General features: G+C 70.6%; 20 protein-coding genes. 7 read left to right on the top strand and 13 right to left on the bottom strand.

Annotated features, from left to right (window positions below):
* Positions 1 to 52: 52 nt before the first annotated feature.
* The 7 genes from ACH45E_RS10465 to ACH45E_RS10435 form a co-directional block, all read right to left on the bottom strand.
* Positions 53 to 1,216 (bottom strand): hypothetical protein, encoded by a 1,164-nt coding sequence (locus ACH45E_RS10465; RefSeq protein WP_361446244.1) that lies wholly within the window; start codon positions 1,214 to 1,216, stop codon positions 53 to 55.
* Positions 1,213 to 1,851 carry a SigE family RNA polymerase sigma factor gene (locus tag ACH45E_RS10460; protein WP_399040393.1) on the bottom strand — a complete coding sequence of 213 codons (639 nt, stop codon included), beginning with the start codon at positions 1,849 to 1,851 and terminating at the stop codon, positions 1,213 to 1,215. The genes ACH45E_RS10465 and ACH45E_RS10460 overlap by 4 nt, the downstream gene beginning before the upstream one ends.
* Positions 1,852 to 2,295: 444 nt before the next feature.
* Entirely contained in the window at positions 2,296 to 3,348 is a 1,053-nt protein-coding gene (locus ACH45E_RS10455; protein WP_361446248.1) for an aspartate-semialdehyde dehydrogenase, read from the bottom strand.
* Complete coding sequence (locus tag ACH45E_RS10450; RefSeq protein WP_361446250.1) at positions 3,345 to 4,622, bottom strand: aspartate kinase; 1,278 nt, start codon at positions 4,620 to 4,622, stop codon at positions 3,345 to 3,347. The genes ACH45E_RS10455 and ACH45E_RS10450 overlap by 4 nt, the downstream gene beginning before the upstream one ends.
* 183 nt (positions 4,623 to 4,805) lie before the next feature.
* On the bottom strand, positions 4,806 to 5,465 hold the full coding sequence (locus tag ACH45E_RS10445; protein ID WP_361446252.1) for a DUF5063 domain-containing protein: 660 nt from the start codon (positions 5,463 to 5,465) through the stop codon (positions 4,806 to 4,808).
* Positions 5,458 to 6,057, bottom strand: coding sequence for a recombination mediator RecR (recR, locus tag ACH45E_RS10440; RefSeq protein WP_132856910.1), 600 nt, complete (start codon positions 6,055 to 6,057; stop codon positions 5,458 to 5,460). Before recR ends, ACH45E_RS10445 begins: the two co-directional genes overlap by 8 nt.
* Positions 6,058 to 6,112: 55 nt before the next feature.
* Positions 6,113 to 6,478 carry a YbaB/EbfC family nucleoid-associated protein gene (locus tag ACH45E_RS10435; RefSeq protein ID WP_361446254.1) on the bottom strand — a complete coding sequence of 122 codons (366 nt, stop codon included), beginning with the start codon at positions 6,476 to 6,478 and terminating at the stop codon, positions 6,113 to 6,115.
* Positions 6,479 to 6,734: 256 nt separating this feature from the next.
* Here ACH45E_RS10435 and ACH45E_RS10430 point away from each other — a divergent pair, with 256 nt between their 5' ends.
* Positions 6,735 to 7,484 (top strand): SLATT domain-containing protein, encoded by a 750-nt coding sequence (locus tag ACH45E_RS10430; RefSeq protein ID WP_361446256.1) that lies wholly within the window; start codon positions 6,735 to 6,737, stop codon positions 7,482 to 7,484.
* A 12-nt stretch (positions 7,485 to 7,496) separates the two neighbouring features.
* Here the strand turns inward: ACH45E_RS10430 and ACH45E_RS10425 are convergent, their stop codons facing one another.
* Positions 7,497 to 9,446, bottom strand: a complete 1,950-nt coding sequence (locus tag ACH45E_RS10425; RefSeq protein ID WP_361446258.1) for a serine/threonine-protein kinase — start codon at positions 9,444 to 9,446, stop codon at positions 7,497 to 7,499.
* Positions 9,447 to 9,643: 197 nt separating this feature from the next.
* On the opposite strand from ACH45E_RS10425, the gene ACH45E_RS10420 reads away from it, so the two are divergent.
* The 4 genes from ACH45E_RS10420 (at position 9,644) to ACH45E_RS10405 (ending at position 13,864) form a co-directional block, all read left to right on the top strand.
* The gene (locus tag ACH45E_RS10420) at positions 9,644 to 10,999 is read left to right on the top strand and encodes an aspartate aminotransferase family protein (RefSeq protein WP_361446260.1); all 1,356 of its coding nucleotides are present in this window, start codon (positions 9,644 to 9,646) and stop codon (positions 10,997 to 10,999) included.
* A 111-nt stretch (positions 11,000 to 11,110) separates the two neighbouring features.
* A complete protein-coding gene (locus tag ACH45E_RS10415; RefSeq protein WP_361446262.1) occupies positions 11,111 to 11,803 on the top strand; it encodes a GntR family transcriptional regulator in 693 nt (230 codons plus the stop codon).
* Between the two features lie 114 nt (positions 11,804 to 11,917).
* Positions 11,918 to 12,568, top strand: coding sequence for a hypothetical protein (locus ACH45E_RS10410; protein ID WP_361446264.1), 651 nt, complete (start codon positions 11,918 to 11,920; stop codon positions 12,566 to 12,568).
* A 165-nt stretch (positions 12,569 to 12,733) separates the two neighbouring features.
* Positions 12,734 to 13,864 (top strand): substrate-binding domain-containing protein, encoded by a 1,131-nt coding sequence (locus ACH45E_RS10405; RefSeq protein ID WP_361446266.1) that lies wholly within the window; start codon positions 12,734 to 12,736, stop codon positions 13,862 to 13,864.
* Positions 13,865 to 13,905: 41 nt separating this feature from the next.
* On the opposite strand, the gene ACH45E_RS10400 is transcribed toward ACH45E_RS10405, so the two are convergent.
* Entirely contained in the window at positions 13,906 to 15,735 is a 1,830-nt protein-coding gene (locus ACH45E_RS10400; RefSeq protein ID WP_361446268.1) for a 5'-nucleotidase C-terminal domain-containing protein, read from the bottom strand.
* A gap of 147 nt (positions 15,736 to 15,882) precedes the next feature.
* The gene (locus ACH45E_RS10395; RefSeq protein ID WP_361446270.1) at positions 15,883 to 17,166 is read right to left on the bottom strand and encodes an adenylosuccinate synthase; all 1,284 of its coding nucleotides are present in this window, start codon (positions 17,164 to 17,166) and stop codon (positions 15,883 to 15,885) included.
* Between the two features lie 197 nt (positions 17,167 to 17,363).
* On the opposite strand from ACH45E_RS10395, the gene ACH45E_RS10390 reads away from it, so the two are divergent.
* Entirely contained in the window at positions 17,364 to 18,233 is an 870-nt protein-coding gene (locus ACH45E_RS10390) for a diacylglycerol kinase (protein ID WP_361446272.1), read from the top strand.
* On the opposite strand, the gene ACH45E_RS10385 is transcribed toward ACH45E_RS10390, so the two are convergent.
* From ACH45E_RS10385 to ACH45E_RS10375, 3 genes are all read right to left on the bottom strand, one after another.
* On the bottom strand, positions 18,225 to 18,824 hold the full coding sequence (locus tag ACH45E_RS10385) for a Uma2 family endonuclease (RefSeq protein ID WP_361446274.1): 600 nt from the start codon (positions 18,822 to 18,824) through the stop codon (positions 18,225 to 18,227). The two genes, ACH45E_RS10390 and ACH45E_RS10385, sit on opposite strands and share 9 nt — an antisense overlap.
* A 76-nt stretch (positions 18,825 to 18,900) precedes the next feature.
* A complete protein-coding gene (locus ACH45E_RS10380) occupies positions 18,901 to 20,133 on the bottom strand; it encodes a cytochrome P450 (RefSeq protein WP_361446276.1) in 1,233 nt (410 codons plus the stop codon).
* Between the two features lie 1,565 nt (positions 20,134 to 21,698).
* Positions 21,699 to 22,106, bottom strand: a complete 408-nt coding sequence (locus ACH45E_RS10375) for an ATP-binding protein (RefSeq protein ID WP_361446278.1) — start codon at positions 22,104 to 22,106, stop codon at positions 21,699 to 21,701.
* Between the two features lie 178 nt (positions 22,107 to 22,284).
* Here ACH45E_RS10375 and ACH45E_RS10370 point away from each other — a divergent pair, with 178 nt between their 5' ends.
* Complete coding sequence (locus ACH45E_RS10370; RefSeq protein WP_361446280.1) at positions 22,285 to 23,103, top strand: DUF5753 domain-containing protein; 819 nt, start codon at positions 22,285 to 22,287, stop codon at positions 23,101 to 23,103.
* Position 23,104 lies beyond the last annotated feature (1 nt).

The following is a 23,104-nucleotide window of genomic DNA, read 5'->3' as shown; positions in this document are numbered from 1 at the left end:
GGGGGACCCCCACCGCCCACCCGTGCCGCCCCAGCGGCACGACTGCCCGCAGCTACGCCGAGAGCAGCCCGGTCCAGTAGACCGTCCCCGCGCAGGCGTTCGGGACCGTCACGGACGCCGTAGGGGAGCCGCCCTCCGCGGTGTGGGACACCACCACGCTGCCGTCCGCCGTGCCGTCCGCCGCGAAGAGCTGGGTCGTGGTCCCGGCGGACGTCGTACCGGAGGTGTCCGCGCTGCCGGTCTCACCGGTCGGCGTGGGCGTCGGGTCGGGCGTCGCGCCCCCGGTGTCCGTGCCGCCGGTGTCCGTGCCGCCGCCGGTCGTGGGGCAGGTCTCGGACGGGACGAAGGCGAACTTCTCCTCGTAGGCCGCGCCGGGCTGCAGCACCAGACCGGAGACCTCCAGCGAGGGGTCGGGAAGCCCCGCCGCCGCGTCACCGGAGACATGCCGGGCCGCGCCGATCTTGGCCGGGTCCGCGGCGCCCTGCGCGGCAGCGCCCACGCTGCCCGGGCCGCCGACGGTACAGCTGGTGGAGGAGACGTTGACGACACGGAAGGTGCCGTAGACCACACCGCTCGCGTCGGGCGCGTTGACGGTCCCGGTGGCCGAACCCAGCTGGGCCGCCGTGCACACCGTGGTGGTGGTGCCCACGGTGGCGGAGGGGTTCGCGCCGCCGGTGGAGCCGTTGCCGTGGCCCGTGCCCTTGTCCTTGCCGGAGGGCTTCGTGCCGCCCTTGTCCTTGCTGCCGGGCTTGCCGCTGGAGCCGCCCGCGGTGCTGGCTCCGCCGTCCGGGTTCTTGCCCGAGTCGCCGCCCTGGGCCTGGGAGGCCTGGCCGGCCATGGAGGTGTTGGGGTCGGAGCCGGTGGAGTTGGAGACGTGCACCAGGGCCGGGATGGCGGTGCCGATGAAGAGCGCCGCGGCGGCCATGCCGACGACGGCCTGCCGCTTGCGCGCCCGCCGGGCGGGCACCGCGCGCCGCAGGTGGTCGAGCGTGCCGTCACGCGGCTCGATGCCGTCGACGGCCGAGTGCAGCAGCCGGCGCAGATCCAGCTCGTCCGAGTCGAGCCCGTCGGGGCTCTGGTCGGCGGGGCCGTGGTTCACAGTTCCGTTCCCAGCGTGCGTTGGCGTGTGCTCTTGCTCGTCCTGCTCGGTCGGTTCGTGCCAGGCATAGGGCTCGTGGCGGTCGTGCGAGCCGCCCTCTTCCACGCGGTCGCTCATGATGCCGCCGCCTCCATGGAGACCCGGAGGGCCGCGATGCCGCGCGAGCCGTACGCCTTCACGGAGCCCAGCGATATCCCGAGCGTCTCGGCGACCTGGGCCTCGGTCATGTCGGCGAAGTAGCGCAGGACGAGGACCTCGCGCTGGCGGCGCTGCAGGCCCTTCATCGCCTTGATGAGGTCCCGGCGCTCCAGCGAGTCGTACGCGCCCTCCTCCGCGCTCGCCATGTCCGGCATCGGCTTCGACAGCAGCTTCAGGCCGAGTATGCGGCGGCGCAGCGCGGACCGGGAGAGGTTGACGACGGTCTGGCGGAGGTAGGCGAGCGTCTTCTCCGGGTCCCGGACGCGCTTGCGGGCCGAGTGGACGCGTATGAAGGCCTCCTGGACGACGTCCTCGCAGGAGGCGGTGTCGTCGAGGAGGAGCGCGGCCAGGCCGAGCAGCGAGCGGTAGTGGGTCCGGTAGGTCTCGGTGAGGTGGTCGACGGTGGTGCCGGCCGCGACGGTGTCCTCGGCGCTCTGGGCGCCCTCGGCGCTCTCGCGCGGGGTCGGTACGCCGTCGCGCTGGTTCGGTATGCGGGTGGGCCGCGCTGCGGGCATGGGCGCGATCACCGGCATGCCGCCGGGCGTGCCGGGCATGCGGGGTCGGAGCGTCGCACGGGGGCGGAAAGCCGTGCCGTGGGTCGCCGCAGTGAAGTCGAGTACCTCTGCCACGCCTGTTGGACACGCTTCCCCCCGCCGGGGTTGTACGTGTCAGGCATCACTTTCCCCGAAAGCACACCCGACGAGGCCTCAAATGCCGTCATGCGTCCCGCTCTTCCCTTATATCCCATATGAACGGGCGTCCCCACGCCCCGATCACGGCGTCCCCACGCCAGGATCATGCGTCCCCACGCCCCGTAAGGGCGACCGCAAAGACGCTCCCCGCCCTCCGCGTGGTTGCGGAGAGCGGGGAGGAAAATCTTCGGACACCGAAGGGGGTCGGTTCAAGTGGTCCGGACCATGCCCCTGACCACACTTTTTTGCGCAGAACCTACGAATGGGCGCGCTCCCACCGCCGGTCTTGCGGCGGACCCGGGGGCCTCACGAGAACTCCGCCGCCACCAGTTCGGCGATCTGCGCGGTGTTCAGCGCGGCACCTTTGCGCAGATTGTCCCCGCATACGAAGAGTTCGAGCGCGGTCGGGTCGTCGAGCGCGCGCCGCACCCGCCCGACCCAGGTCGGGTCGGTGCCCACCACGTCGGCGGGCGTGGGGAACTCCCCGGCGGCGGGGTTGTCGCAGAGCACGACACCGGGCGCCGTGGCGAGGATCTCCCGGGCTCCGTCGACGGTGACCTCGCCCTGGAAGCGGGCGTGGACGGTGAGGGAGTGCGTGGTGACGACCGGCACGCGCACACAGGTCACGGCGACGGGCAGCTTCGGCAGTCCGAGGATCTTGCGGGACTCGTCCCGCACCTTCATCTCCTCCGAGGACCAGCCGTCCTCCCGCAGCGACCCGGCCCACGGTACGACGTTCAGCGCGACAGGCTCCGGGAACGGACCCGTGTCGTCCCCCACGGCCCGCCGCACGTCACCGGGGCTGGTCCCGAGCTCCGTACCGGCGACCAGGGACAGCTGGGCGCGCAGCGCGTCCACGCCGGCCCGCCCGGCCCCGCTCACCGCCTGGTACGAGGACACCACCAGCTCGCGCAACCCGAACTCGGCGTGCAGCGCGCCCAGGGCGACGATCATCGACAGGGTCGTGCAGTTGGGATTGGCGATGATGCCGCGCGGACGGACTCTCGCCGTGTGCGGATTGACCTCGGGGACGACCAGGGGCACGTCCGGGTCCATCCGGAAGGCGCCCGAGTTGTCCACCACGACGGCGCCGCGCGCGGCGGCGATCGGCGCCCACCGCGCGGAGACCTCGTCGGGTACGTCGAACATGGCGACGTCGACCCCGTCGAAGGCCTCCTCCGTGAGGGCGGCCACCTCGACCTCCTCGCCGCGCACGGCCAGCTTGCGGCCGGCCGAGCGCGGGGAGGCGATCAGGCGGATCTCGCCCCAGACGTCGGCGCGCTCGGACAGGATCCGGAGCATGACCGAGCCGACGGCCCCGGTCGCTCCCACGACCGCGAGCGTCGGTCTGCGGGTCATCGCCCGGTGCCTCCGTAGACGACGGCCTCGTCGGAGTCGGAGTCGAGTCCGAAGGCGGTGTGCACGGCGCGCACGGCCTCCGGCACGTCGTCGGCGCGGGTGACGACCGAGATGCGGATCTCGGAGGTCGAGATCAGCTCGATGTTGACGCCCGCGTCGGACAGCGCCTCGAAGAAGGAGGCGGTGACGCCCGGGTTGGTCTTCATGCCCGCGCCGACCAGGGAGATCTTGCCGATCTGGTCGTCGTAGCGCAGCGAGTCGAAGCCGATGCCGGACTTGTTCCGCTCCAGCGCGTCGATGGCCTTGCGGCCCTCGGTCTTGGGCAGCGTGAAGGAGATGTCCGTCAGGCCCGTCGAGGCGGCGGACACGTTCTGGACGACCATGTCGATGTTGACCGCGGCGTCCGCGATCGCACGGAAGATCGAGGCGGCCTCGCCCGGCTTGTCCGGCACGCCGACGACCGTGATCTTGGCCTCGGAGGTGTCGTGCGCGACACCGGAGATGATGGCCTGCTCCACCTTCTTGTCCCCTTGCTCGATCGGCTCGCTGCTGACCCACGTGCCTTGCAGTCCGCTGAAGCTGGACCGGACGTGGATCGGGATGTTGTAACGGCGGGCGTACTCCACACAGCGGTGGAGCAGCACCTTGGAGCCGGAGGCCGCGAGCTCCAGCATGTCCTCGAAGGAGATCCAGTCGATCTTCTTCGCCTTCTTCACCACGCGCGGGTCGGCGGTGAACACGCCGTCGACGTCGGTGTAGATCTCACAGACCTCGGCGTCGAGCGCGGCCGCGAGGGCCACGGCCGTGGTGTCGGAACCGCCCCGGCCCAGGGTCGTGATGTCCTTCTTGTCCTGGCTGACACCCTGGAACCCGGCGACGATGGCGATGTTGCCCTCGTCCACGGAGTCACGGATGCGGCCCGGCGTGACGTCGATGATCCGGGCTTTGTTGTGGACCGAGTCGGTGATGACACCTGCCTGGCTGCCGGTGAACGACTGGGCTTCGTGACCCAGGTTTTTGATCGCCATGGCCAGCAGGGCCATGGAGATCCGCTCTCCGGCGGTCAGCAGCATGTCGAACTCGCGCCCGGCAGGCATCGGGGACACCTGCTCGGCGAGATCGATCAGCTCGTCCGTCGTGTCGCCCATCGCGGAAACCACGACAACCACCTGGTTGCCGTTCTTCTTGGCTTCCACGATCCGCTTGGCGACGCGCTTGATGCCCTCGGCATCGGCTACGGAGGAGCCTCCGTACTTCTGCACGACAAGGCCCACGTGCGCTCCTCGCTCCGGTATGTATCGGTCGGCTCAGTCTAACGAGCGCCCGGAATTCCCCTCCGCGATATCGCATCGTGAGATCCCGCCCGCCCGTCCGGAACAGCACATGCCCACCCCGGGGGAACCCACTCGGAACGTGCCCGGGGTCACAGCGACGGGCGGCGCGGTGAGCCGGGCCCGCTACTCCGGGCGCACGCCCAGGGGGCCGCCGATTTCCTCGGCCATGACGCGGCCCGCCTCGAACTCCAGGGTCTCGTCGCCCAGGGCGGGCTGGTCGGTGTCGAGGCCGTCGAGTTCTTCCAGGGGCTGGTTCAGGCGAACGTGGATGAGCACCGACTGGAGGGCGCGCAGCACGGCGGAGGCCGTGGGGCCCCAGTTGGAGAAGTAGGAGAACTGCCACCACCACAGGGCCTCCGTGGTACGGCCGGCCCGGTAGTGGGCCATGCCGTGGCGCAGGTCGGTGATGACGTCGGCCAGGTCGTCGGAGATCCGGGCCGGGACCGGCGCCTTGCGGGGCTCGTAGGGGTCGAAGACCTCGGAGTAGACGTCGATGGGGTCCAGCAGACGCGCGAGGTTCTCGCGGAGTCCGTCGGCATCGAGTTCCGGGCCCGGGTCCGGCTCGTAGCGCTCGTCGGGGACGATGTCCTCGTGGGCACCCAGCCGGCCGCCGGCCAGCAGGAGCTGGGAGACCTCCAGGAGGAGGAAGGGCACCGCCGAGGCCGGTTCGTCGCCCTTCGCCACCTCCGTGACGGCCACCAGGAAACTCTCCACCTGGTCCGCGATCTGGACCGCGAAGTCGTCCGGGTTCCGCGTCGAGTCGTGCAGCGTGGCGTCAGACATCTAGGAGTCGTCTCCCCTCGAAGGCGCGGCCGAGGGTGACCTCGTCCGCGTATTCCAGGTCGCCGCCCACCGGGAGGCCGCTGGCCAGGCGGGTGACCTTCAGGCCCATGGGTTTGATCATGCGGGCGAGGTACGTGGCCGTCGCCTCGCCTTCGAGATTGGGGTCGGTGGCGAGGATCAGTTCGGTGACCGTCCCGTCGGCCAGGCGGGCCAGCAGCTCCCTGATCCGCAGGTCGTCGGGGCCGACGCCCTCGATCGGGCTGATCGCGCCGCCGAGCACGTGGTAGCGGCCGCGGAACTCGCGGGTGCGCTCGATCGCCACGACGTCCTTCGGCTCCTCCACCACGCAGATGACGGCCGGGTCGCGGCGCGCGTCACGGCAGATGCCGCACAGCTCCTCCTGCGCGACATTGCCGCAGGTCGCGCAGAAGCGGACCTTCGCCTTCACCTCGAGGAGGGCCTGTGCGAGCCGCCGTACGTCCGTCGGCTCCGCCTGGAGGATGTGGAAGGCGATCCGCTGCGCGCTCTTGGGACCGACGCCGGGCAGGCGACCCAGCTCGTCGATGAGGTCCTGGACCACGCCTTCGTACAACGGACTGCCCTTCCTGGAGTCTTACGGTACGTACCGTAGTTGGCGGTGGGCGGTCTTAGAAAGGCAGGCCCGGAATCCCGCTGCCGCCACCGCCCAGACCCTGGGCCAGCGGACCCAGCTTCTGCTGCTGCAAAACCTGCGCGTTCTCGTTGGCCGCCTGGACGGCCGCGACGACCAGGTCCGCGAGGGTCTCGACCGTCTCTTCAACAGATGCAGCGTCCGGGTCCACCGCCTTGGGGTCGATCCGCAGCGCGCGCAGCTCACCCGAGCCGGTCACCGTGGCCCGCACCAGGCCGCCGCCCGCCTGCCCGTCGACCTCCGTGGCCGCGAGCTCCTCCTGCGCCCGCGCCAGATCCTGCTGCATCTTCTGGGCCTGCTGGAGCAGCTGCTGCATGTTGGGCTGGCCACCACCGGGAATCACGATCAGCTCCTGGTCTTGTCGTTGCCTCCGTTGTGCACGAGCCTACGTGGTCCACTCAGCCATCGCCCCAGCACTCTTTCGAGTGACATATGCGGTGGCCCCATACCTGACCAAGGCCCTCTTACGGGCGGAAATCCGACGGAAGCGACGCCCCCGCCACCCGTTGGGCGGTAGGAAGGGTCCGCACATCGACATGCGCTATCACACGGAGTGACGGGCCGGAATCAGCAGGGTCGGAACCAGTAGGGAGTGCCGGGTGGGTCAGCCGGAGATGCGGCCCGAGGGTCCGCCTCAGGACGGGCGGGGCGAGGGGGCGGCCGGACCGCGGCCGGGCGATCTGACCGGGCGGCCGTTTCCGCTCGGGGACTGGGGCGAGCCGGCCGAGCGGCTCGACGAGCTGTACCGGTGGGTGGAACGGGGAGCACTGGACACCGCGGCCTGGTACCTCGCGGACCGGGTGTGGAAACGTCGCGGCGCGCGGGCGCTGCGGGGCGGGGCGGCGGCCGGGGCGGTGTGCGGGGCCGCGCTGCCCCTGCTGGACCTGACCGGGGTGGCCGGCGGTACCGCCGCCTGGGGGTATCTGGCGTTCGTGCTGGCGGTGGCGTGCGTGGCCGTGGACCGGTTCTTCGGGATCACGTCCGGGTGGATAAGGGACGTGGCCACCGCGCAGGCCGTGCAGCGGCGGCTGCAGGTGCTCCAGTTCGACTGGGCGTCGGAGAGCGTGCGGGAGGTGCTCGGTCCGACGGAGGGGACGGCCGGGGAGGCCGCGGAGCGGTGTCTCGGGGTGCTGCGGAGGTTCTCCGAGGACGTGACGGAGCTGGTGCGGGTGGAGACGGCGGACTGGATGGTGGAGTTCCGCACCGGCCCGGCGCCACTGGGGATCCAGACGGCGGTGCCTTCCGGGGCACGGCCGGAGAACGCGTCCGCCGGGCCGGGCCGGTTTCCCCTCCCCCCGGGCCCGGCCCGCCCCAACATGCCCCGGCAGCGACCGCCGGAGCCGCGCTGACCCCTGCGGGGCTCACTCCTTGGTGTAGGTCAGGCTCTCCACGCTGCCCTGCATGTCGCGCCGCAGCCGGCCGTCCGAGAGCAGGGTGACCTCGCTGGCGACGCCCGGCTTGCACTCCGAACTCGGGCCGTCGGTGACGGTGGACGAGGCGATCTCCAACGGGCCGTCGGCGCCCGGCTGTTGGGCGAGCTTCGCCTCGAAGACGCAGTGGTACGTCCCGCCGTCCTTGGTGGGGCCGTCGGCGACCACCGTGAGGACCGTGTCCCCCACCTCACCCTGCTGGAGGGTCAGTTCGCGGGTGTGGTGGCCGAGGGAGTTGTCGATCGTTCCCGACCACGTACCCAGGTACGCGGCCGGGACCGCACCGTCCGCCGCCGGCGGCGGGGTCGGGGATTCCGGCTCCGTGGTGGTCGGGGTGGGCCCGGGTGTGGTGGGTGCGCCGGGGGCGGTCGGGGACGGGCTGACCGTGCCCCCGCCGGTGTCGTCGCCGCCACCTCTCATCAACGCGTACACCGAGCCGCCCGCGGCGAGCGCGACGACCAGCGCGATCACGACGAGCAGCGCGGTGGACCGCCGGTTTCCCCGCACGGGCTGGGGCCCGAGGCCGATGGGCGGCGGGCCGTACGGCGGGGTCGAGCCGTAGCCGCCCGCGTACGGGTTGTACGGCGCCTGGGGGCCGGGCTGTTGCGGGTAGCCGTAGGCGGCGGGCTGCGGGTGCTGCTGGGGATAGCCGTACGCGGGGTGCGCCGGGGGCGCGCCGGGCGGGGGCGTCCGGCCCTGCCCGGCGATCATCGTCGGGAGGTGGTTCAGGGGCACGCCGCCGCCCTGCTGTCCCTGCGGTCGCGGGTCCCCCGGCGGCGGCGGTACGGAGGCGTCGTCGGAGGCGGGGGCGTGCTCGGGGGAGGCGGCGGATGCGGGGGCCGGCGGGCGGTCGGGCGTACGGTCCTGGGCGGGGACGGGGTCGGGCATCCGCTCTCCCCCGGGACCGGCCACCGGACCGGCCGCGGCCACCTCGCCCGCCCCCGCACTCCCCGATGTCCCCTCGGGATCCTCCGTGTCCAGCAGCCGCACCGCGTGCCGCCCCAGCTGGGCGACGAGCGCCCCCGGCAGCCAGGGGTCCCGGGAGCGGCCCCCGGCGACGGTGTCCTCCGCGCCCGTACGCTCCAGGACGTCGTCCAGCGTCGGGCGGGCGGCCGGGTCCTTCTTCAGGCAGTCGCGGACGAGGTCGGCGATGCCCTCGGGCACGCCTTCGAGGCCGGGTTCCTCCTGGGCGATGCGGAACATCATCGCGTGGACCCCGCTGTTGGAGGTCCCGAAGGGCAGCGCGCCGGTCGCCGCGTAGGCGAGGACCGAGCCGAGGCAGAAGACGTCGCAGGCGGGCGTGATCCGGTCGCCGCGCACCTGCTCGGGCGCCATGAACCCGGGCGAGCCGACCAGTGAGCCGGTCCGGGTGAGCCCGTCCCCGGCCAGGGTCTCCAGGGCCCGCGCGATGCCGAAGTCGATGACCCGCGGCCCGTCGATGGTGACCAGCACGTTGGACGGCTTGAGGTCGCGGTGGACGATCCCGGCCGCGTGGATGTCCTGCAGCGCGTGCGCGAGCCCGGCCGCGAGGATCCGCACCGACCGCTCGGGCAGCGCCCCGTGGTCGTGCCCGACGACCTGCTGCAGGCTCGGCCCGGCGACGTACCCGGTGGCCACCCAGGGCACGACGGCCTCGGTGTCCGCGTCCAGCACGGGCGCCGTCCAGTGACCGCCGACCCGGCGCGCGGCCTGCACCTCCTGCCGGAACCGCGCCCGGAACTCCTCCTGTTCGGCGAGCTCCTCGCGCACCAGCTTCACGGCGACGGTACGGCCCCGGTCCGACCGGGCGAGATACACCTGCCCCATGCCGCCCGCGCCCAGCCGCGCCAGCAGCCGATACGCCCCGATACGTTGCGGATCCCCCGGCCCCAGCTTGTCCATCGCCGCGCCGCCTCCCCCGATAGGCCCGAAATCTGCGCGTGTGCAACAAACCGAGAATAGTGCGGCACTGATCCCCTCCGCATCGAGCAGGGTCTACGGTTCCGTAACAGCTCTCGACACCCTGTCGCGGAAACGATCCGCCCAGGGAACAGGACGCCGATACCGGTTCCGCATCGCGGACATCTACGCTCACCGCCATGACCCCTCAGCCCAACCCTCAGGCCGGCGCCGCCGTGAAGGCCGCGGACCGTGCGCACGTCTTCCACTCCTGGTCCGCGCAGGAGCTCATCGACCCGCTCGCCGTCGCCGGCGCCGAGGGGTCGTACTTCTGGGACTACGACGGCAAGCGGTACCTGGACTTCAGCAGCGGGCTCGTCTTCACCAACATCGGCTACCAGCACCCCAAGGTCGTCGCCGCCATCCAGGAGCAGGCCGCGACGATGACGACCTTCGCGCCCGCGTTCGCCGTCGAGGCGCGCTCGGAGGCGGCCCGGCTGATCGCCGAGCGGACGCCCGGCGACCTGGACAAGATCTTCTTCACCAACGGCGGCGCCGACGCCGTCGAGCACGCGGTCCGGATGGCCCGGCTGCACACGGGCCGCGCGAAGGTGCTGTCCGCGTACCGCTCGTACCACGGCGGCACCCAGCAGGCGGTGAACATCACCGGCGACCCGCGCCGCTGGGCCTCCGACAGCGCCGCGGCCGGTGTCGTGCACTTCTGGGCGCCCTACCTCTACCGCTCCCGCTTCTACGCCGAGACCGAGGAGCAGGAGTGCGCGCGGGCGCTGGAGCACCTGGAGACGACCATCGCCTTCGAGGGGCCCGGGACGATCGCCGCGATCATCCTGGAGACGATCCCGGGAACGGCCGGGATCATGGTCCCGCCGCCCGGTTATCTCGCCGGGGTGCGTGAGCTGTGCGACAAGTACGGGATCGTCTTCGTCCTGGACGAGGTCATGGCCGGGTTCGGACGGACCGGCGAGTGGTTCGCGGCCGGCCTGCTGGACGTCGTGCCCGACCTGATGACCTTCGCCAAGGGCGTGAACTCCGGGTACGTGCCGCTCGGCGGCGTCGCGATCTCCCAGAAGATCGCGGAGACCTTCGCCAGGCGCCCCTACCCCGGCGGCCTGACCTACTCGGGGCACCCGCTGGCCTGCGCGGCGGCCGTCGCCACGATCAACGTGATGGCCGAGGAGGGCATCGTCGCGAACGCGGCGACGCTGGGTGCGTCGGTGCTCGAACCGGGGCTGCGGACGCTGGCCGAGCGGCACAGAAGCGTCGGCGAGGTGCGGGGCGTCGGCATGTTCTGGGCGCTGGAGCTGGTGAAGAACCGCGAGACCCGGGAGCCGCTCGTGCCGTACAACGCGGCCGGGGAGGCGAACGCCCCCATGGCGGCGTTCGCCGCGGCGGCGAAGAAGCAGGGCCTGTGGCCCTTCGTGAACATGAACCGGACACACGTGGTGCCGCCGTGCAACGCGAGCGAGGCGGAGCTGAAGGAGGGACTGGCGGTACTCGACGCCGCGCTGAGTGTGGCGGACGAGTACACCCAGTGACCAAGTAGCGGTTGTCACAGCTACGTACGTGAATGCTCCGAACGCGTAAGGTGGCGTGCTCGTAGACATATACGAGCATCCACCCGCACGTGTGAGGAGAGCCCCCCGACCATGCCCGGCACCGGCGCCGTGACCCGCAGCACCCTGCGACAGCAGATAGCGGACGCGCTACGCGACGAAGTGCTGGCCGGGCGGCTGCTGCCGGGGCGGGAATTCACCGTGAAGGAGATAGCGGAGCAGTACGGGGTCTCCGCGACGCCGGTCCGCGAGGCGCTGGTCGACCTGTCCGCGCAGGGGCTCCTGGAGGCCGACCAGCACCGCGGCTTCCGGGTCCCGCAGTACACGGCGGCCGACCACCGGAACATCATCGAGGCCCGCAGCCTGGTCACCGACGGCATGTTCCAGGCCCTCGCCGAAGGCCACGACGGCTTCCGGAACCCGGAGGACCCCCGTACGGCGGCCGCCTTCGCCGTGGTGCGCCGCCGCGGCGAGGAGGCGCGGCGCGCCGCCGCGGCCGGTGACCTCTCCGTGCTGATCGGCTACGACCTGCGCTTCTGGCGCGAGCTCAGCGCCATGTTCGGCAACCCCTACCTGGCGGACTTCCTGCACCGGCTGCGCGTGCAGTCCTGGGTGTGCACGGTGCAGCACCTGCGGCGCCTCACCGACCTGCGCGGCGACCTGTGGTCCCGGCACACCGAACTGGTCGACGCCCTGGCCCGCCAGGACTCCGCGACCGCCCGGTCGATCGTCGCCGCGTACAACGCGCACTCCCTGGCCCTGATCGAGCGGCCGGCGGGCGAATGAGGCCCGGTGCATGGGTATGGGACGTGCACGAGGGGAGTCGGCCGGGTAACGCACCGACTAGGCTTCCCTGTCCACCCTGCCATGCTGTACGCGTGCTGATGCGAGGAGCCCTCTTTGGCTTGTGACCTGTGGCTGGTCCCGCTCGTCGATGTGTTGTGCCACACCCCGGACAACCCGTTCGCCGAGGAACTCGCGCAATACAACAAGGTGCTCACCGAGGCCGGGCTCCCACCGGTGCCCGTGTACCAGTACATGCCGGGCCTGTCCGGCGAGGTCGCCCCGGTGGCCGGCTTCGACTACGACGCGCTGCACTTCCTGCGCCGCGTCTACCTGCTCCAGATGTGCGGCCTTCCGGTGACCCCGGTCGACGACCTGGGCGGGGACTACGAGCAGTTGCTGGAGATGTTCGAGTCGACGGCGCAGCAGTCCCACCTGGTCTGGCACTACGACCACGCGGGCGCCTACGTCCCGGTGGACTTCCCGAACCCGCTCTCCAACGACGAACTGCTGGCGGGCGGCGGACCGCTGGGCTCCGCCCAGACCCTGCTCAGGGAGCTGGAGTTCGTGGCCCCGTCGATCGGCATCGACCCGGCCAATCCGCCGGCGCCCCCGGAGCCGCCCCGGGCGCCGACGGAACTGGAGGAACCGGCCGTGGCCGCCCCGTACGACCCCAGCCCGTTCGCGCGCGAACGGCACGTCTGGCTGGGGCTGCACGCGGCGGCGACACGGAGCCTGGCGCAGGGCTCGATGATCGTGTTCAGCTGAACCAATCTCTGCCTACCCACCAGTAGTTGAGGGCTCGTGTCACGATCGGGACACGAGCCCCTCGTCTTGTTGTCCTTACGTCTTGACGTCACCTGGTTTCTCTGCGTTTCCTTCCTTGCACATCATCGGCTCCCGCATGATGCTCCCCCCACGGAAGGCACCGCTGTGTGCAGCACCCGTAGGCCCCCTGTACGCCGTATCGCCACAACCCTGACCGCCTCCGCCTCGGCCCTCACGCTCGCCGCGTGCGGTGCCGTCGACAGCATCGGCGGGAGCGACGGCACCGCAACGCCCAAGAAGGGCGACGACATCACGGTGGGGCTGCTCCTGCCCGACAAGGACACGGCCCGTTTCGAGGCCTTCGACCACCCCATCTTCAAGAAGGAGGTCGCCTCCCTCACCCACGGCAAGGGCACGGTCGACTACGCCAACGCCGAGGCGAGCCAGGACAGACAGAGCCGGCAGTTCCAGGAGATGGTGGCCAAGAAGGTCGACATCATCGTGGTGGACGCGCTGGACTCCAAGGCCATCGCGCCCGACATCCGGAAGGCGAAGGCCGCCGGCATCCCCGTCATCGCCTACGACCGGCTCGCACAGGGCCCGATCGACGCGTACGTCTCGCACGACAACGAACTCGTCGGCGAGGTCCAGGGCCGCGCCATCCTCGAAGCCCTCGGCAGCAAGGCGGCGACCAGCGAGGTCGTCATGATGAACGGCGACCCCGCGGACCCGAACACCGGGCAGTTCAAGGAAGGCGCCCTCAGCGAGCTCAAGGACAAGGTCCGGATCGCCAAGGCGTACGACACGGACAAGTGGTCGCCGGACGTCGCCAAGGCGAACATGAAGAAGGCGATCCAGGCCCTCGGCCTCGGCGACATCGCCGCCGTCTACTCGGCCAACGACGGTATGGCGGGCGCCGTGATCGAGGCGCTGAAGGAGGCGGGCGCCACCAGCATCCCGCCGGTGACCGGGCAGGACGCGAACCTGGACGCGGTGCAGCGGGTCATCTCCTCAGAGCAGTACATGACGGTGTACAAGTCGTTCCTGGAGGAGGCCACCAACGCGGCGGAGATGGCGGTGTACAAGGTCCAGGGCCGCGACATCCAGTTCGACGCGCTGACCCGGGACACGGTGAACAGCCCGACCACCAAGAAGATCCCCGCCGCGCTGGTGCCGGTGGTCTCCCTCACCAGGAAGAACATCAAGGACACGGTGATCGCGGACGGCGTCTACACCGTCAAGCAGCTCTGCACCCCGAAGTACGCGTCGGACTGCGCCGCGATCGGTCTGAAGTAGCCGCCCGCCCCCGACCCCTACCCCGTCCACCGGCCGGCCGGCTAGAACACCGGCGTGCCGTCCTGGGTGAGCTTCCAGTTGGTGACCGCGAAGTCCTTCGGGTCGAGGGTCTTCTTCGCCGTCACGTAGTCGATCATCAGCTGGCGGATCTCGTTCGTGGAGCTGTACGCGATCTCCGCGGACGCGATGTGCGGGTACCCCGAACCGCCGTTGGCCCGGTAGTTGTTGACCGCGACGACGAAGACCTGGTCGTCGGCGACCGGGGCGCCGCCGTACGTCAGGTTCCTGATCCGCGAGCCCTCCGCCTGCGCGATGTCGATCTCGTAGCCGACGCCCGCCGCGGTGTCGTACATGTAGTCCCAGAAGCTGTTGGCGCCCGTGAGGGTGGCGGTGTCCACGGCCGTGCCCGACGGGACCTGGTGGTAGTACTTCGCCGCGTACTCCAGGTAGTCCTTCAGCTGGGCGCCGGTGAGCTTCTTGCCGTACAGGGTGTTGTCGTAGATGTAGAGCCCGGCGATGTCCTTGATGGTCACGTTCCCGGCGGGGATGTCCGCCGTGCGGCTGAAGGGCGCGGCGACCGAGATCAGCGGGAGGGCCGCGTCCGCCGCGGACAGGGCCGCCTTCACCGTGTCCGCCTGCACCTTGTGGATGAAGTCCATGATGGGCACGTCCTTCCAGCAGGACTCCGCCGCCGAGAGGTCCTCGGTACAGGTGCCCACCGCCGTGTTGACGTACTTCACGACCAGCTCGTGGTCGGCCGCGAGGAGCTTCTTGATCTCCGGGTCCTCGTCCACGGTGTTCGGGTTGAGGGTCTGGGCGGTCTTGCCCGTCACCTTCCACTGCCCGTCGCGCAGTTCGAGTTCGAAGTCGAAGACGCTGAGGCGGTAGCCCCAGCAGTACGGCTCGGAGAGCAGGACGTCCTCGCCGGTCTGCTCGTTCTTCACGGTGTAGGACGGGACCTCGACGTGGGTGTGGCCGACGAGGATCGCGTCGATGCCCGGGACCTGCTCGGCGACCAGGTTCGACGCGTTCTCGACGTACGGGAGTTCGTCACCGTACGAGGAGGAGCCGTCGAGGCCGGAGTGGTCGGTGAGGAAGACGACGTCACAGCCCAGCGCCCGCAGCCGGGGCACGTACTTCTTCGCCTGCTCCACCAGCCCGGGGAACACCATCTTCCCGCTGACGTTGTCCTTGTCCCAGATCGCGATGCCGGGGTTGGTGAGGCCGAGGATGCCGACCTTGATGTCGGGGGCGCCGGGGACGCGGATCTTCTTCACGGTGTACGGGGCGAACGCCGGGCGCAGGGTCTTCGCGTCCAGCGCGTTCGCGCCGAGCAGCGGGAAGCGGCACTGCTTCTCGAACCTGCGCAGCACGTCGATGCCGTAGTTGAACTCGTGGTTGCCGAGGGCGGCGGCGTCGTAGCGCATGTGGTTCATGGCGACGGCCATCGGGTGCTTGGGGCCGTGCTTGCCGTCGGTGCCGGTGATGGGGTCCACGCGCGCGAAGTAGTAGGCGAGGGAGGTGCCCTGGATGATGTCGCCGGCGTCGACGAGCAGCACCCGGTGCTCGCCCTTCGCCTCCCGCTGCTGCTTGATGAGCGTGGCGACGCGGGCCACGCCCACGGAGTTGCCGGCCTTGTCGCTGTAGGCCGCGTCCTTGTAGTAGTCCCAGTCGAAGACGTGGCTGTGCAGGTCGGTGGTGCCCAGGATGGAGAAGGACCAGGTGCGGGGCTTGGGTTCGGGCCTGTGCCCGGACTTCTGCCCGGCGGCCTCGGCGGTGCCGGTGCCGACCGCTCCCGCGACGGCCACCGCCGCACCGGTGACGGCCGACTTCTGCACGAACTCACGGCGGTTCATGGGACTGACGGGCATTCGGGACTCCTGGAGCTGAGGAGGGCGGAGGGATGACAACTACCCGCGTAGATGCTTGCCGCGGCCACTTCCGTGCGGAACCACGAACAGCCCAAGGGCCGGTCAAGGATGCTCATGTCCATGACCGGCCCAAGGGGGAACCGCGTCCTACAGGAACGAGTTGATCTCGATCGTCTCGTCACGGCCCGGGCCCACGCCGATCGCGGAGATCGGGGCGCCGGACATCTCCTCCAGCGCCTTGACGTAGTTCTGGGCGTTCTTCGGCAGGTCGGAGAACGACTTCGCCTTCGTGATGTCCTCGGACCAGCCCGGCAGGGTCTCGTAGACCGGCTTGGCGTGGTGGAAGTCGGTCTGCGAGTAAGGCAGTTCCTCCACCCGCTTGCCGTCGATCTCGTACGCCACGCAGACCGGGATCTGCTCCCAGCCGGTCAGCACGTCCAGCTTGGTGAGGAAGAAGTCGGTCAGACCGTTCACCCGGGTCGCGTACCGCGCGATCACCGCGTCGAACCAGCCGCAACGCCGGTCACGGCCGGTCGTCACGCCCCGCTCGCCGCCGATGCGGCGCAGCGCCTCGCCGTCCTCGTCGAACAGCTCGGTCGGGAAGGGACCGGCGCCGACGCGCGTGGTGTACGCCTTGAGGATGCCGATGACCCGGCTGATCTTCGTCGGGCCGACACCGGCACCGGTGCAGGCGCCGCCGGCGGTGGGGTTGCTGGAGGTGACGAACGGATACGTGCCGTGGTCGATGTCCAGCAGCGTGCCCTGGCCGCCCTCGAAGAGGACGACCTTGTTCTCTTCCAGGGCCTGGTTCAGCACCAGCACCGTGTCGGTGACGTACGGCGCGAGCTTGTCGGCGAAGCCCACCAGCTCCTCGACCACCTGGTCGACGGCGATCGCGCGCCGGTTGTAGAGCTTGGTGAGGACCTGGTTCTTGATGTCGAGGGCCGCCTCGACCTTCTGGGTCAGGATCGACTCGTCGTACAGGTCCTGCACCCGGATGCCCACGCGGTTGATCTTGTCCGCGTAGGTGGGTCCGATGCCACGCCCGGTCGTGCCGATCTTGCGCTTTCCGAGGAAGCGCTCCGTCACCTTGTCGACGGTCACGTTGTACGGCGTGATGATGTGCGCGTTACCGCTGATGAGGAGCTTGGACGTGTCGACGCCTCGCTCGTTCAGACCGCTCAGCTCGGAGAGCAGGACCGACGGGTCGACGACGACGCCGTTACCGATGACCGGCGTACAACCGGGCGAGAGGATTCCGGAAGGGAGAAGGTGGAGTGCATACTTCTGGTCGCCGACGACCACCGTGTGGCCGGCGTTGTTGCCGCCCTGGTAGCGCACTACATAATCCACCGAGCCACCGAGCAGGTCGGTCGCCTTTCCCTTGCCTTCGTCACCCCACTGAGCACCGAGCAGCACAAGTGCGGGCACGCGCGTACACCCCTTCCGGGCGGGGCATGTCCAAGGTCAGGGGCGCACGCGTAGGCTTCACCGCCGCGTACCACCGCGACCGTCGTTGGTCGCACAACCGTCGGACCGGATGCCCCGGAATAGACGAAGCCCCTGGCGCAATAGCGCAAGGGGCTCTTGCACAAAGATGCTACCCGAGGAAGCGAGGCAGGACCGAGGTGGCGACCTTCGCGACGTCCGATCAGCTGCTGGTGATCATCGATCCCCTCGCCCGGCAGGCGGACGGGGAAGCGGTACGGATCGCGAAAGACGTGCTCAGCGCGGGTGCGGCCACGAAGGTGTGCCTGCCGGACGACCCCGAGGAATTCGCCCGGGCGCTCACCCGGCGGGGCTCGCGGCGACCGGTGGTCGTGGGCGACGACCGGGCGCTGGTCCGGGCGGTGACCCTGCTGCACCGGCAGCGGGAGCTGGCCGGATGCCTGCTGTCGATGGTCCCCGTCGGGGGCTCCCTCGCCCTGGCGGAGACACTGGGCGTGCCGACGGGGGCGGTGGCCGCGGCCCGTACGGTGCTGGACGGGGTGGAGCGGCGCATGGACCTGCTGGTCGACGAGAGCGACGGCGTGGTGCTGGGCGCGCTGCGCATCCCACCGGTTCCCGTGCGGGAAGCCGAGACGGTGGGGCCGACGGCGTCGGTGGCATCGGCTTCCGGACGCCCGTGGCTGCGCACCCGCTACCGCTCCCTCGTACGCACCCTGGCGGCCCGCCCCACCCGGCTCGCCGCGACCGTCCCCAGCCCCGGCCCGTCCCGGCTGCGGGTCGAGGTCGACGGGGAGACGGTCATCGGCCTGGAGCAGCCGGTGGAGGCGGTGTCGGTGACCGCGGGGATGGCTGGGGTGGCCGACGTGGAGGTGCGACCGGTTTCGGTCGGCGCGGAGGCGTCACCCCTGCTGGCGTCCGGGAGGACGGTGACCGTGACCGGCGCGGACTTCCGCTACCGCGCGGACGCGGGGGTGGCGGGGCCGGTGCGCAGACGCACGTGGCGGGTGGTGGAGGGGGCCTGGGGGCTTACGGTGCCGTCGTCATCGTGAGCGGGGCGCCTGGAAGCCGGTGGTGTCGAGGAGGCAGTCGAAGCGCTCGGGGATGTGGAGCTTCTCGCCGAACGGCTTCGTGCAGTGCGACTCATAGCCCTTGGCCGAGGGCGTCCAGAAGACGGTCGCCTGCTCCTCCTGCATGTCGAGGAGCAGGTAGACAGGGACGCCGGCCCTTCCATAGACCGTGACCTTGTCCGTCAGGTCGTCCTTCCGGGTGGAAGAGGAGGTCAGTTCAGCGACGAAGGACAGGCCTTCGCCGTCCAAGCGGTTGCTGTCCGTCTCGAATACCCGCTTGTGCGCCGCATGGATGTCTGGCCCATAGGCACACTCATCGCCTGGAAAGACGTAGAGGAACGGACCGGTGGTGAGGTTGTGATCGGGGAGGAGATGGGGCCTGAGCTGTTCGCAGACCTGCTCCATCACCCGGTGGTAGTACCCCTTCGACCACGGCGACCCGACGATGTTCCCCCTGTAGATCTCGGCCTTGAAGCCGTCGCGCAGGTGCAGCTCATCGAGGATGTCCAGCAATTCCTCGAAGCTGTCGGGCTCGCTGCCGCTTATCGTCGGTCGCTCTGTCATCAACGTCATGATGCGCCCTCCCTCGGATACAGACCAGCCACCACATAGAGTAGCCGCCTGATCACCCATCCGGACGCGCCCTGGATCACCCCGTCTCCACGCTCAGTCCCTCCAGCCCCCGGATCACGAAGTTCGGCTTCCGCTTCGGCTCGGCGGCCAGGGTCAGGGTCGGGGCCTTCTCCAGGAGGGCCGTCATCGAGGCGGCGAGCTCGATACGGGCGAGGGGGGCGCCGATGCAGTAATGGATACCGGCGCTGAAGGAGATGTGCGGGTTGTCCTTCCGGCTCAGGTCCAGCCGCTCGGGATCGGCGAAGACGGCCGGGTCGTGGTTGGCGGACCCGAAGAGCATGGCGATCTCGGACCCCCTGGGGATCACCGTGCCGCCCATCTCGATGTCGATCTCGATCTCGTCCAGGACCCAGCGTTCGAAGAGCTGGAGCGGGGTGTCGTAGCGCATGAGCTCCTCGATCGCGGAGGGGATCAGGGAGTGGTCGGCGCGCAGGGCGGCCAGCTGGTCCGGGTTGCGGAAGAGGGCCCACCAGCCGTTCACGGTGGCGTTGACCGTGGCCTCATGACCGGCGTTGAGGAGCAGGACGGCCGTCGAGATCATCTCCTGCTCGGTCAGCCGGTCGCCCTCGTCGTGCGCGGCGATCAGGCCGGAGATGAGGTCGTCACCCGGCTCCTTGCGGCGGGCGGCGATCAGCTCGCGGAGGTAGTCGGAGAACTCGACGGAGGCGCGTACGGCCCTCGCCGCCGTCTCCTCCGACGGGTTCAGCTCGTACATCCCGCAGATGTCCGCCGACCAGGGCCGCAGCGGGGCCCGGTCGGACTCCGGGATGCCCAGCATCTCGGCGATCACCGCGACCGGCAGCGGCTCGGCCACGTCCGTCAGCAGATCACCGCCGCCCGCGTCGACCAGTTCGGCCACCAGGTCCTGGGCCAGCCCCTGCACGTACGGCTTGAGCTGCTCCACCGTGCGCGGTGTGAACGCCTTCGACACCAGGCGCCGGATCCGGGTGTGGTCCGGCGGTTCGAGGTCGAGCATGCCGTGGTCGTTGAGGACGCGGAACGGCTCGTGCTCGGGTGGAGGCGCGGTGCGGCCGAAGTCCTCGTGCGTGAACCGGTGCTGGTACGTCCGCCCGAGCCGCCGGTCCCGCAGCAGCGCCGAGACGTCCGCGTGGTGCGGTACGAGCCACTGGTCGGTGGGCTCGTAGTAGATCGCCCGGCCCCTCTCCCGCAGCTCGGCGTAGGCCGGGTACGGGTCGGCCACGAACGCGGGGTCCCAGGGGTCGAACGCGAGGTCATCAGCAGCTGCCATGAACGGACGCTAGCCGGTCACGCAGGCTGCTGACCAGGGGGTTGGGGGTGGAGAGCTGGGCGGGGTCTGGGGGCGGGGTGCGCTTGCCGCCGGTTGGAGGGTCGCCGTGGGGCCGCCCGCTTCTTTCGCATTGTCGTGCCTCCGCGACCCGAGTAAAGGGCGCTCCGCGTCGGCTTCGCCGATGGCCCTTCGGGCCACCCTTGACTCGGCTCGCTCCACCACGGGGAAGAAGCGAGCGGGCAGCCCAGGGAAAGCGGGGGCCCGGGTGGGCGTCCCTTGCGTGGGCTGGGTAGCGGGGCGGGGTGGGGGGCGCGAACGCGCCTCGCCTGCACGCCGGGGTGGCTTGGCGACGATCGGTGGGTGGGATGTGAGGGTGCGCGCTGGGTGGGGGGCGGCACGCCGGGCTGGCTTAGCGGCTTGGGGTGAGTGGGGGGGCGCGTCGAGCAGGCGGGGGCACACCGGCTGAGGTTGGGGGCTTGGGGCGGGTGGGCGGTGCGGGTGCACGTGGAGGTGAGTTGTGGCGGCACGCCGGGCGGGGTTGGCGGCTATCGGTGAGTGGGTGGAGGAGGTGGAGGAGGTGGAGGAGGTGGAGGAGGTGGAGGCAGCGGCTCGGGGTGGGTGACGGGCCGGGGGCTGCGCCCCCCGGCCCGCAGCCCGCACGACCCGGCGCCACCAGCCCTCCGCCCTCCACCCTTCGCCCTCCGCCCTCCACCCTCCACCCTTCGCCCTTCGCCCTCCGCCCTCGGGAATCCGACACCCGACACCCGACACCCGACACCCGACATCCGACATCCCACGTGCGTCGCATTGGCCTCACCAGTCACAGACACCCGGTGATTGGCAGAAATGTCTCACGGGCAGAGGACGAAACCGCAGGTCGCAGCGCCTAGGCGTGGTACATATCTTCCACTTGCACCCACGACCCCACCCCGTATCCCTTTTGCCCTGATATGGGAAGGGGAAGCCGCCCGGTCGGCCGCCCCCCGCGCCGACCCTCGGCGCCGTACTGGAGCCCGCCCGACCGCCGCACCCACCACCAGCCGCCCCCGCCTCCCGACCACCGACCGTCAGCCCCCACCCCACCCCACCCCACCCCACCCCGGCACGCCCGCACCCACCGACCGCGCATCCCCACCCCGGACTCACCGCAGCCGCCGAACCACCCCGCCGAACCACCCCGGCGTGCCGCCACCCGCCCACCGCGCACCCCAGTCACCCACCGGCCGCGAGACGCCAACCCCACCCGGTGTGCCCCGCCTGCCCGACGCGCCCCCCCCCACTCACCGATCGCCGCTGAGCCCTCCCGGCGTGCAGGCGAGGCGCGTTCGCGCCCCCCACCCCGCCCCGCAGCCCAGCGGGCGGAAGGGAACACCGACCTCGGCCCCCGCTTCCCCGGGCTGCCCGCTCGCTTCTCCCACGGGATTCCGTGGGCCGGGTCAAGGGTGGCCCGTAGGGCCATCGGCGTAGCCGACGCGGGAGTGGAGCGAAGCGGAACGGGAGCGCCCTTGACGCGGGTCGCGGAATCCCGACAATGCGAAAGAAGCGGGCGGCCCCACGGTCACGACTCAACCGGCGGCAAGCTCGCACCACACCAGCTTGCCCCGGCTGCCATTCCTGGCCAGCGGCTGCCAGCCCCACAGGTCGGCGCAGGCTCGGACCAGTGCGAGGCCCCGCCCTTCCTCGGCCTCGGCCAGCCGCTCCCACGCCTGCGGTGGCTGCGGTGGTGCCGGGTCCCCGTCCCACGCGCCGATCCGCAACACCCCCGACGCCCAGTGCACCCGCAGAGCCGCCGGCCCCTTGGCGTGCCGTACCGCGTTCGCCACCAACTCCGCCGCCAGCAGCTCCGCCACGTCGACCAGGCCGATCAGTCCGTGCAAGGTCAGGATCAGGCGAAGCGTGCGGCGACTGACGGTGACCGCACGGACGTCACTCGGGACGTGCAGCCAGTACTCCCACGGCTCGTTTTCCAGCATGCGTCGGCACTCCGTTCACGTAAGGGGGAGGAGAGTCGCGGATCGCGGGTGGTGGCCTCGCCGCAGCCGTCATGGCAGGACGGAGCGGTGCGCTTCCGGCGCCCCGGGGTTCCGCAGTGTGTGCGTCGCGTCACCGACGGTAGGTAATAAATTTCGACGGCACCCCACCGCACGACAGGTGCGCCTGGGCGCAGAGCTGCGGAAACTGCGTGAAGCCGCAGGGCTCAAGGCGACCGCGGCAGCCAGCCTGCTCGGCGCCAACTCCGTGCAGATGAGTCAGATCGAGGCCGGCATCTCCGGCGTCAGTGAACAGCGGGTACGTCGCCTCGCCGCCAACTACGCCTGTTCGGACGATGCGTTGATCGATGCCCTCGTGGCGATGGCGACCGACCGTAGCCGCGGCTGGTGGGAGGAGTACCGCGGCGTACTTCCTGCCGCGTATGTGGATCTCGCCGAACTGGACCATCACGCGAGGTTCCGTCATGACGTCGCGGTCATCCAGGTGCCGGGGCTGTTCCAGACGGAGGACTACGCCCAGGCCCTCTTCGCCTACATGAACCCGGAGTTCCCCGCGGAGGAGGTGGAACTCCGGGTAGCTCACAGGATGCAGCGAAGGGTCATCATCGAGGGCCCGGACCCCATCCCGTACGAGACCGTGATCCATGAGGCCGCGCTCCGCATCAGGGTGGCCGGACGCGTCACCACCCGGGCCCAGCTCTCCCGCATCCTGGAGATGTCCGACGCGGACCATGTCACCGTCCGGGTCATCCCCTTCAGCCTGGACGACTTCGCTGGAGCCGGAAGCACCATGGTGCACCTGGGCGGCGCGGTCCCCCGCCTCGACACCGTCGTACGCGATGCCCCGCACGGCACGGTGTTCCTCGACTCCGAGGCCCAACTGGATCACTTCCGGAAGCTCTTCCTTAGGGTGAAGGAAGCGTCGCTCTCTCCGGAGCAGTCACGCGACCTCATCCACCAGTTGGCCAAGGAACTGTGAG

This window comes from Streptomyces sp. NPDC020299 (genome assembly GCF_044387825.1).
Taxonomy (GTDB): Bacteria; Actinomycetota; Actinomycetes; order Streptomycetales; family Streptomycetaceae; genus Streptomyces.
This window is presented reverse-complemented; position numbering and strand designations above follow the sequence as displayed.

Bases quoted from the DNA above. Each gene is read 5' to 3' on its own strand.
- ACH45E_RS10465 (WP_361446244.1), bottom strand. From the start codon at position 1,216: ATGAGCGACCGCGTGGAAGAGGGCGGCTCGCACGACCGCCACGAGCCC.
- ACH45E_RS10460 (WP_399040393.1), bottom strand. From the start codon at position 1,851: ATGCCCGGCACGCCCGGCGGCATGCCGGTGATCGCGCCCATGCCCGCA.
- ACH45E_RS10455 (WP_361446248.1), bottom strand. From the start codon at position 3,348: ATGACCCGCAGACCGACGCTCGCGGTCGTGGGAGCGACCGGGGCCGTC.
- ACH45E_RS10445 (WP_361446252.1), bottom strand. From the start codon at position 5,465: ATGTCTGACGCCACGCTGCACGACTCGACGCGGAACCCGGACGACTTC.
- ACH45E_RS10425 (WP_361446258.1), bottom strand. From the start codon at position 9,446: ATGGACAAGCTGGGGCCGGGGGATCCGCAACGTATCGGGGCGTATCGG.
- ACH45E_RS10420 (WP_361446260.1), top strand. From the start codon at position 9,644: ATGACCCCTCAGCCCAACCCTCAGGCCGGCGCCGCCGTGAAGGCCGCG.
- ACH45E_RS10415 (WP_361446262.1), top strand. From the start codon at position 11,111: ATGCCCGGCACCGGCGCCGTGACCCGCAGCACCCTGCGACAGCAGATA.
- ACH45E_RS10400 (WP_361446268.1), bottom strand. From the start codon at position 15,735: ATGCCCGTCAGTCCCATGAACCGCCGTGAGTTCGTGCAGAAGTCGGCC.
- ACH45E_RS10385 (WP_361446274.1), bottom strand. From the start codon at position 18,824: ATGACGTTGATGACAGAGCGACCGACGATAAGCGGCAGCGAGCCCGAC.
- ACH45E_RS10380 (WP_361446276.1), bottom strand. From the start codon at position 20,133: ATGGCAGCTGCTGATGACCTCGCGTTCGACCCCTGGGACCCCGCGTTC.
- ACH45E_RS10375 (WP_361446278.1), bottom strand. From the start codon at position 22,106: ATGCTGGAAAACGAGCCGTGGGAGTACTGGCTGCACGTCCCGAGTGAC.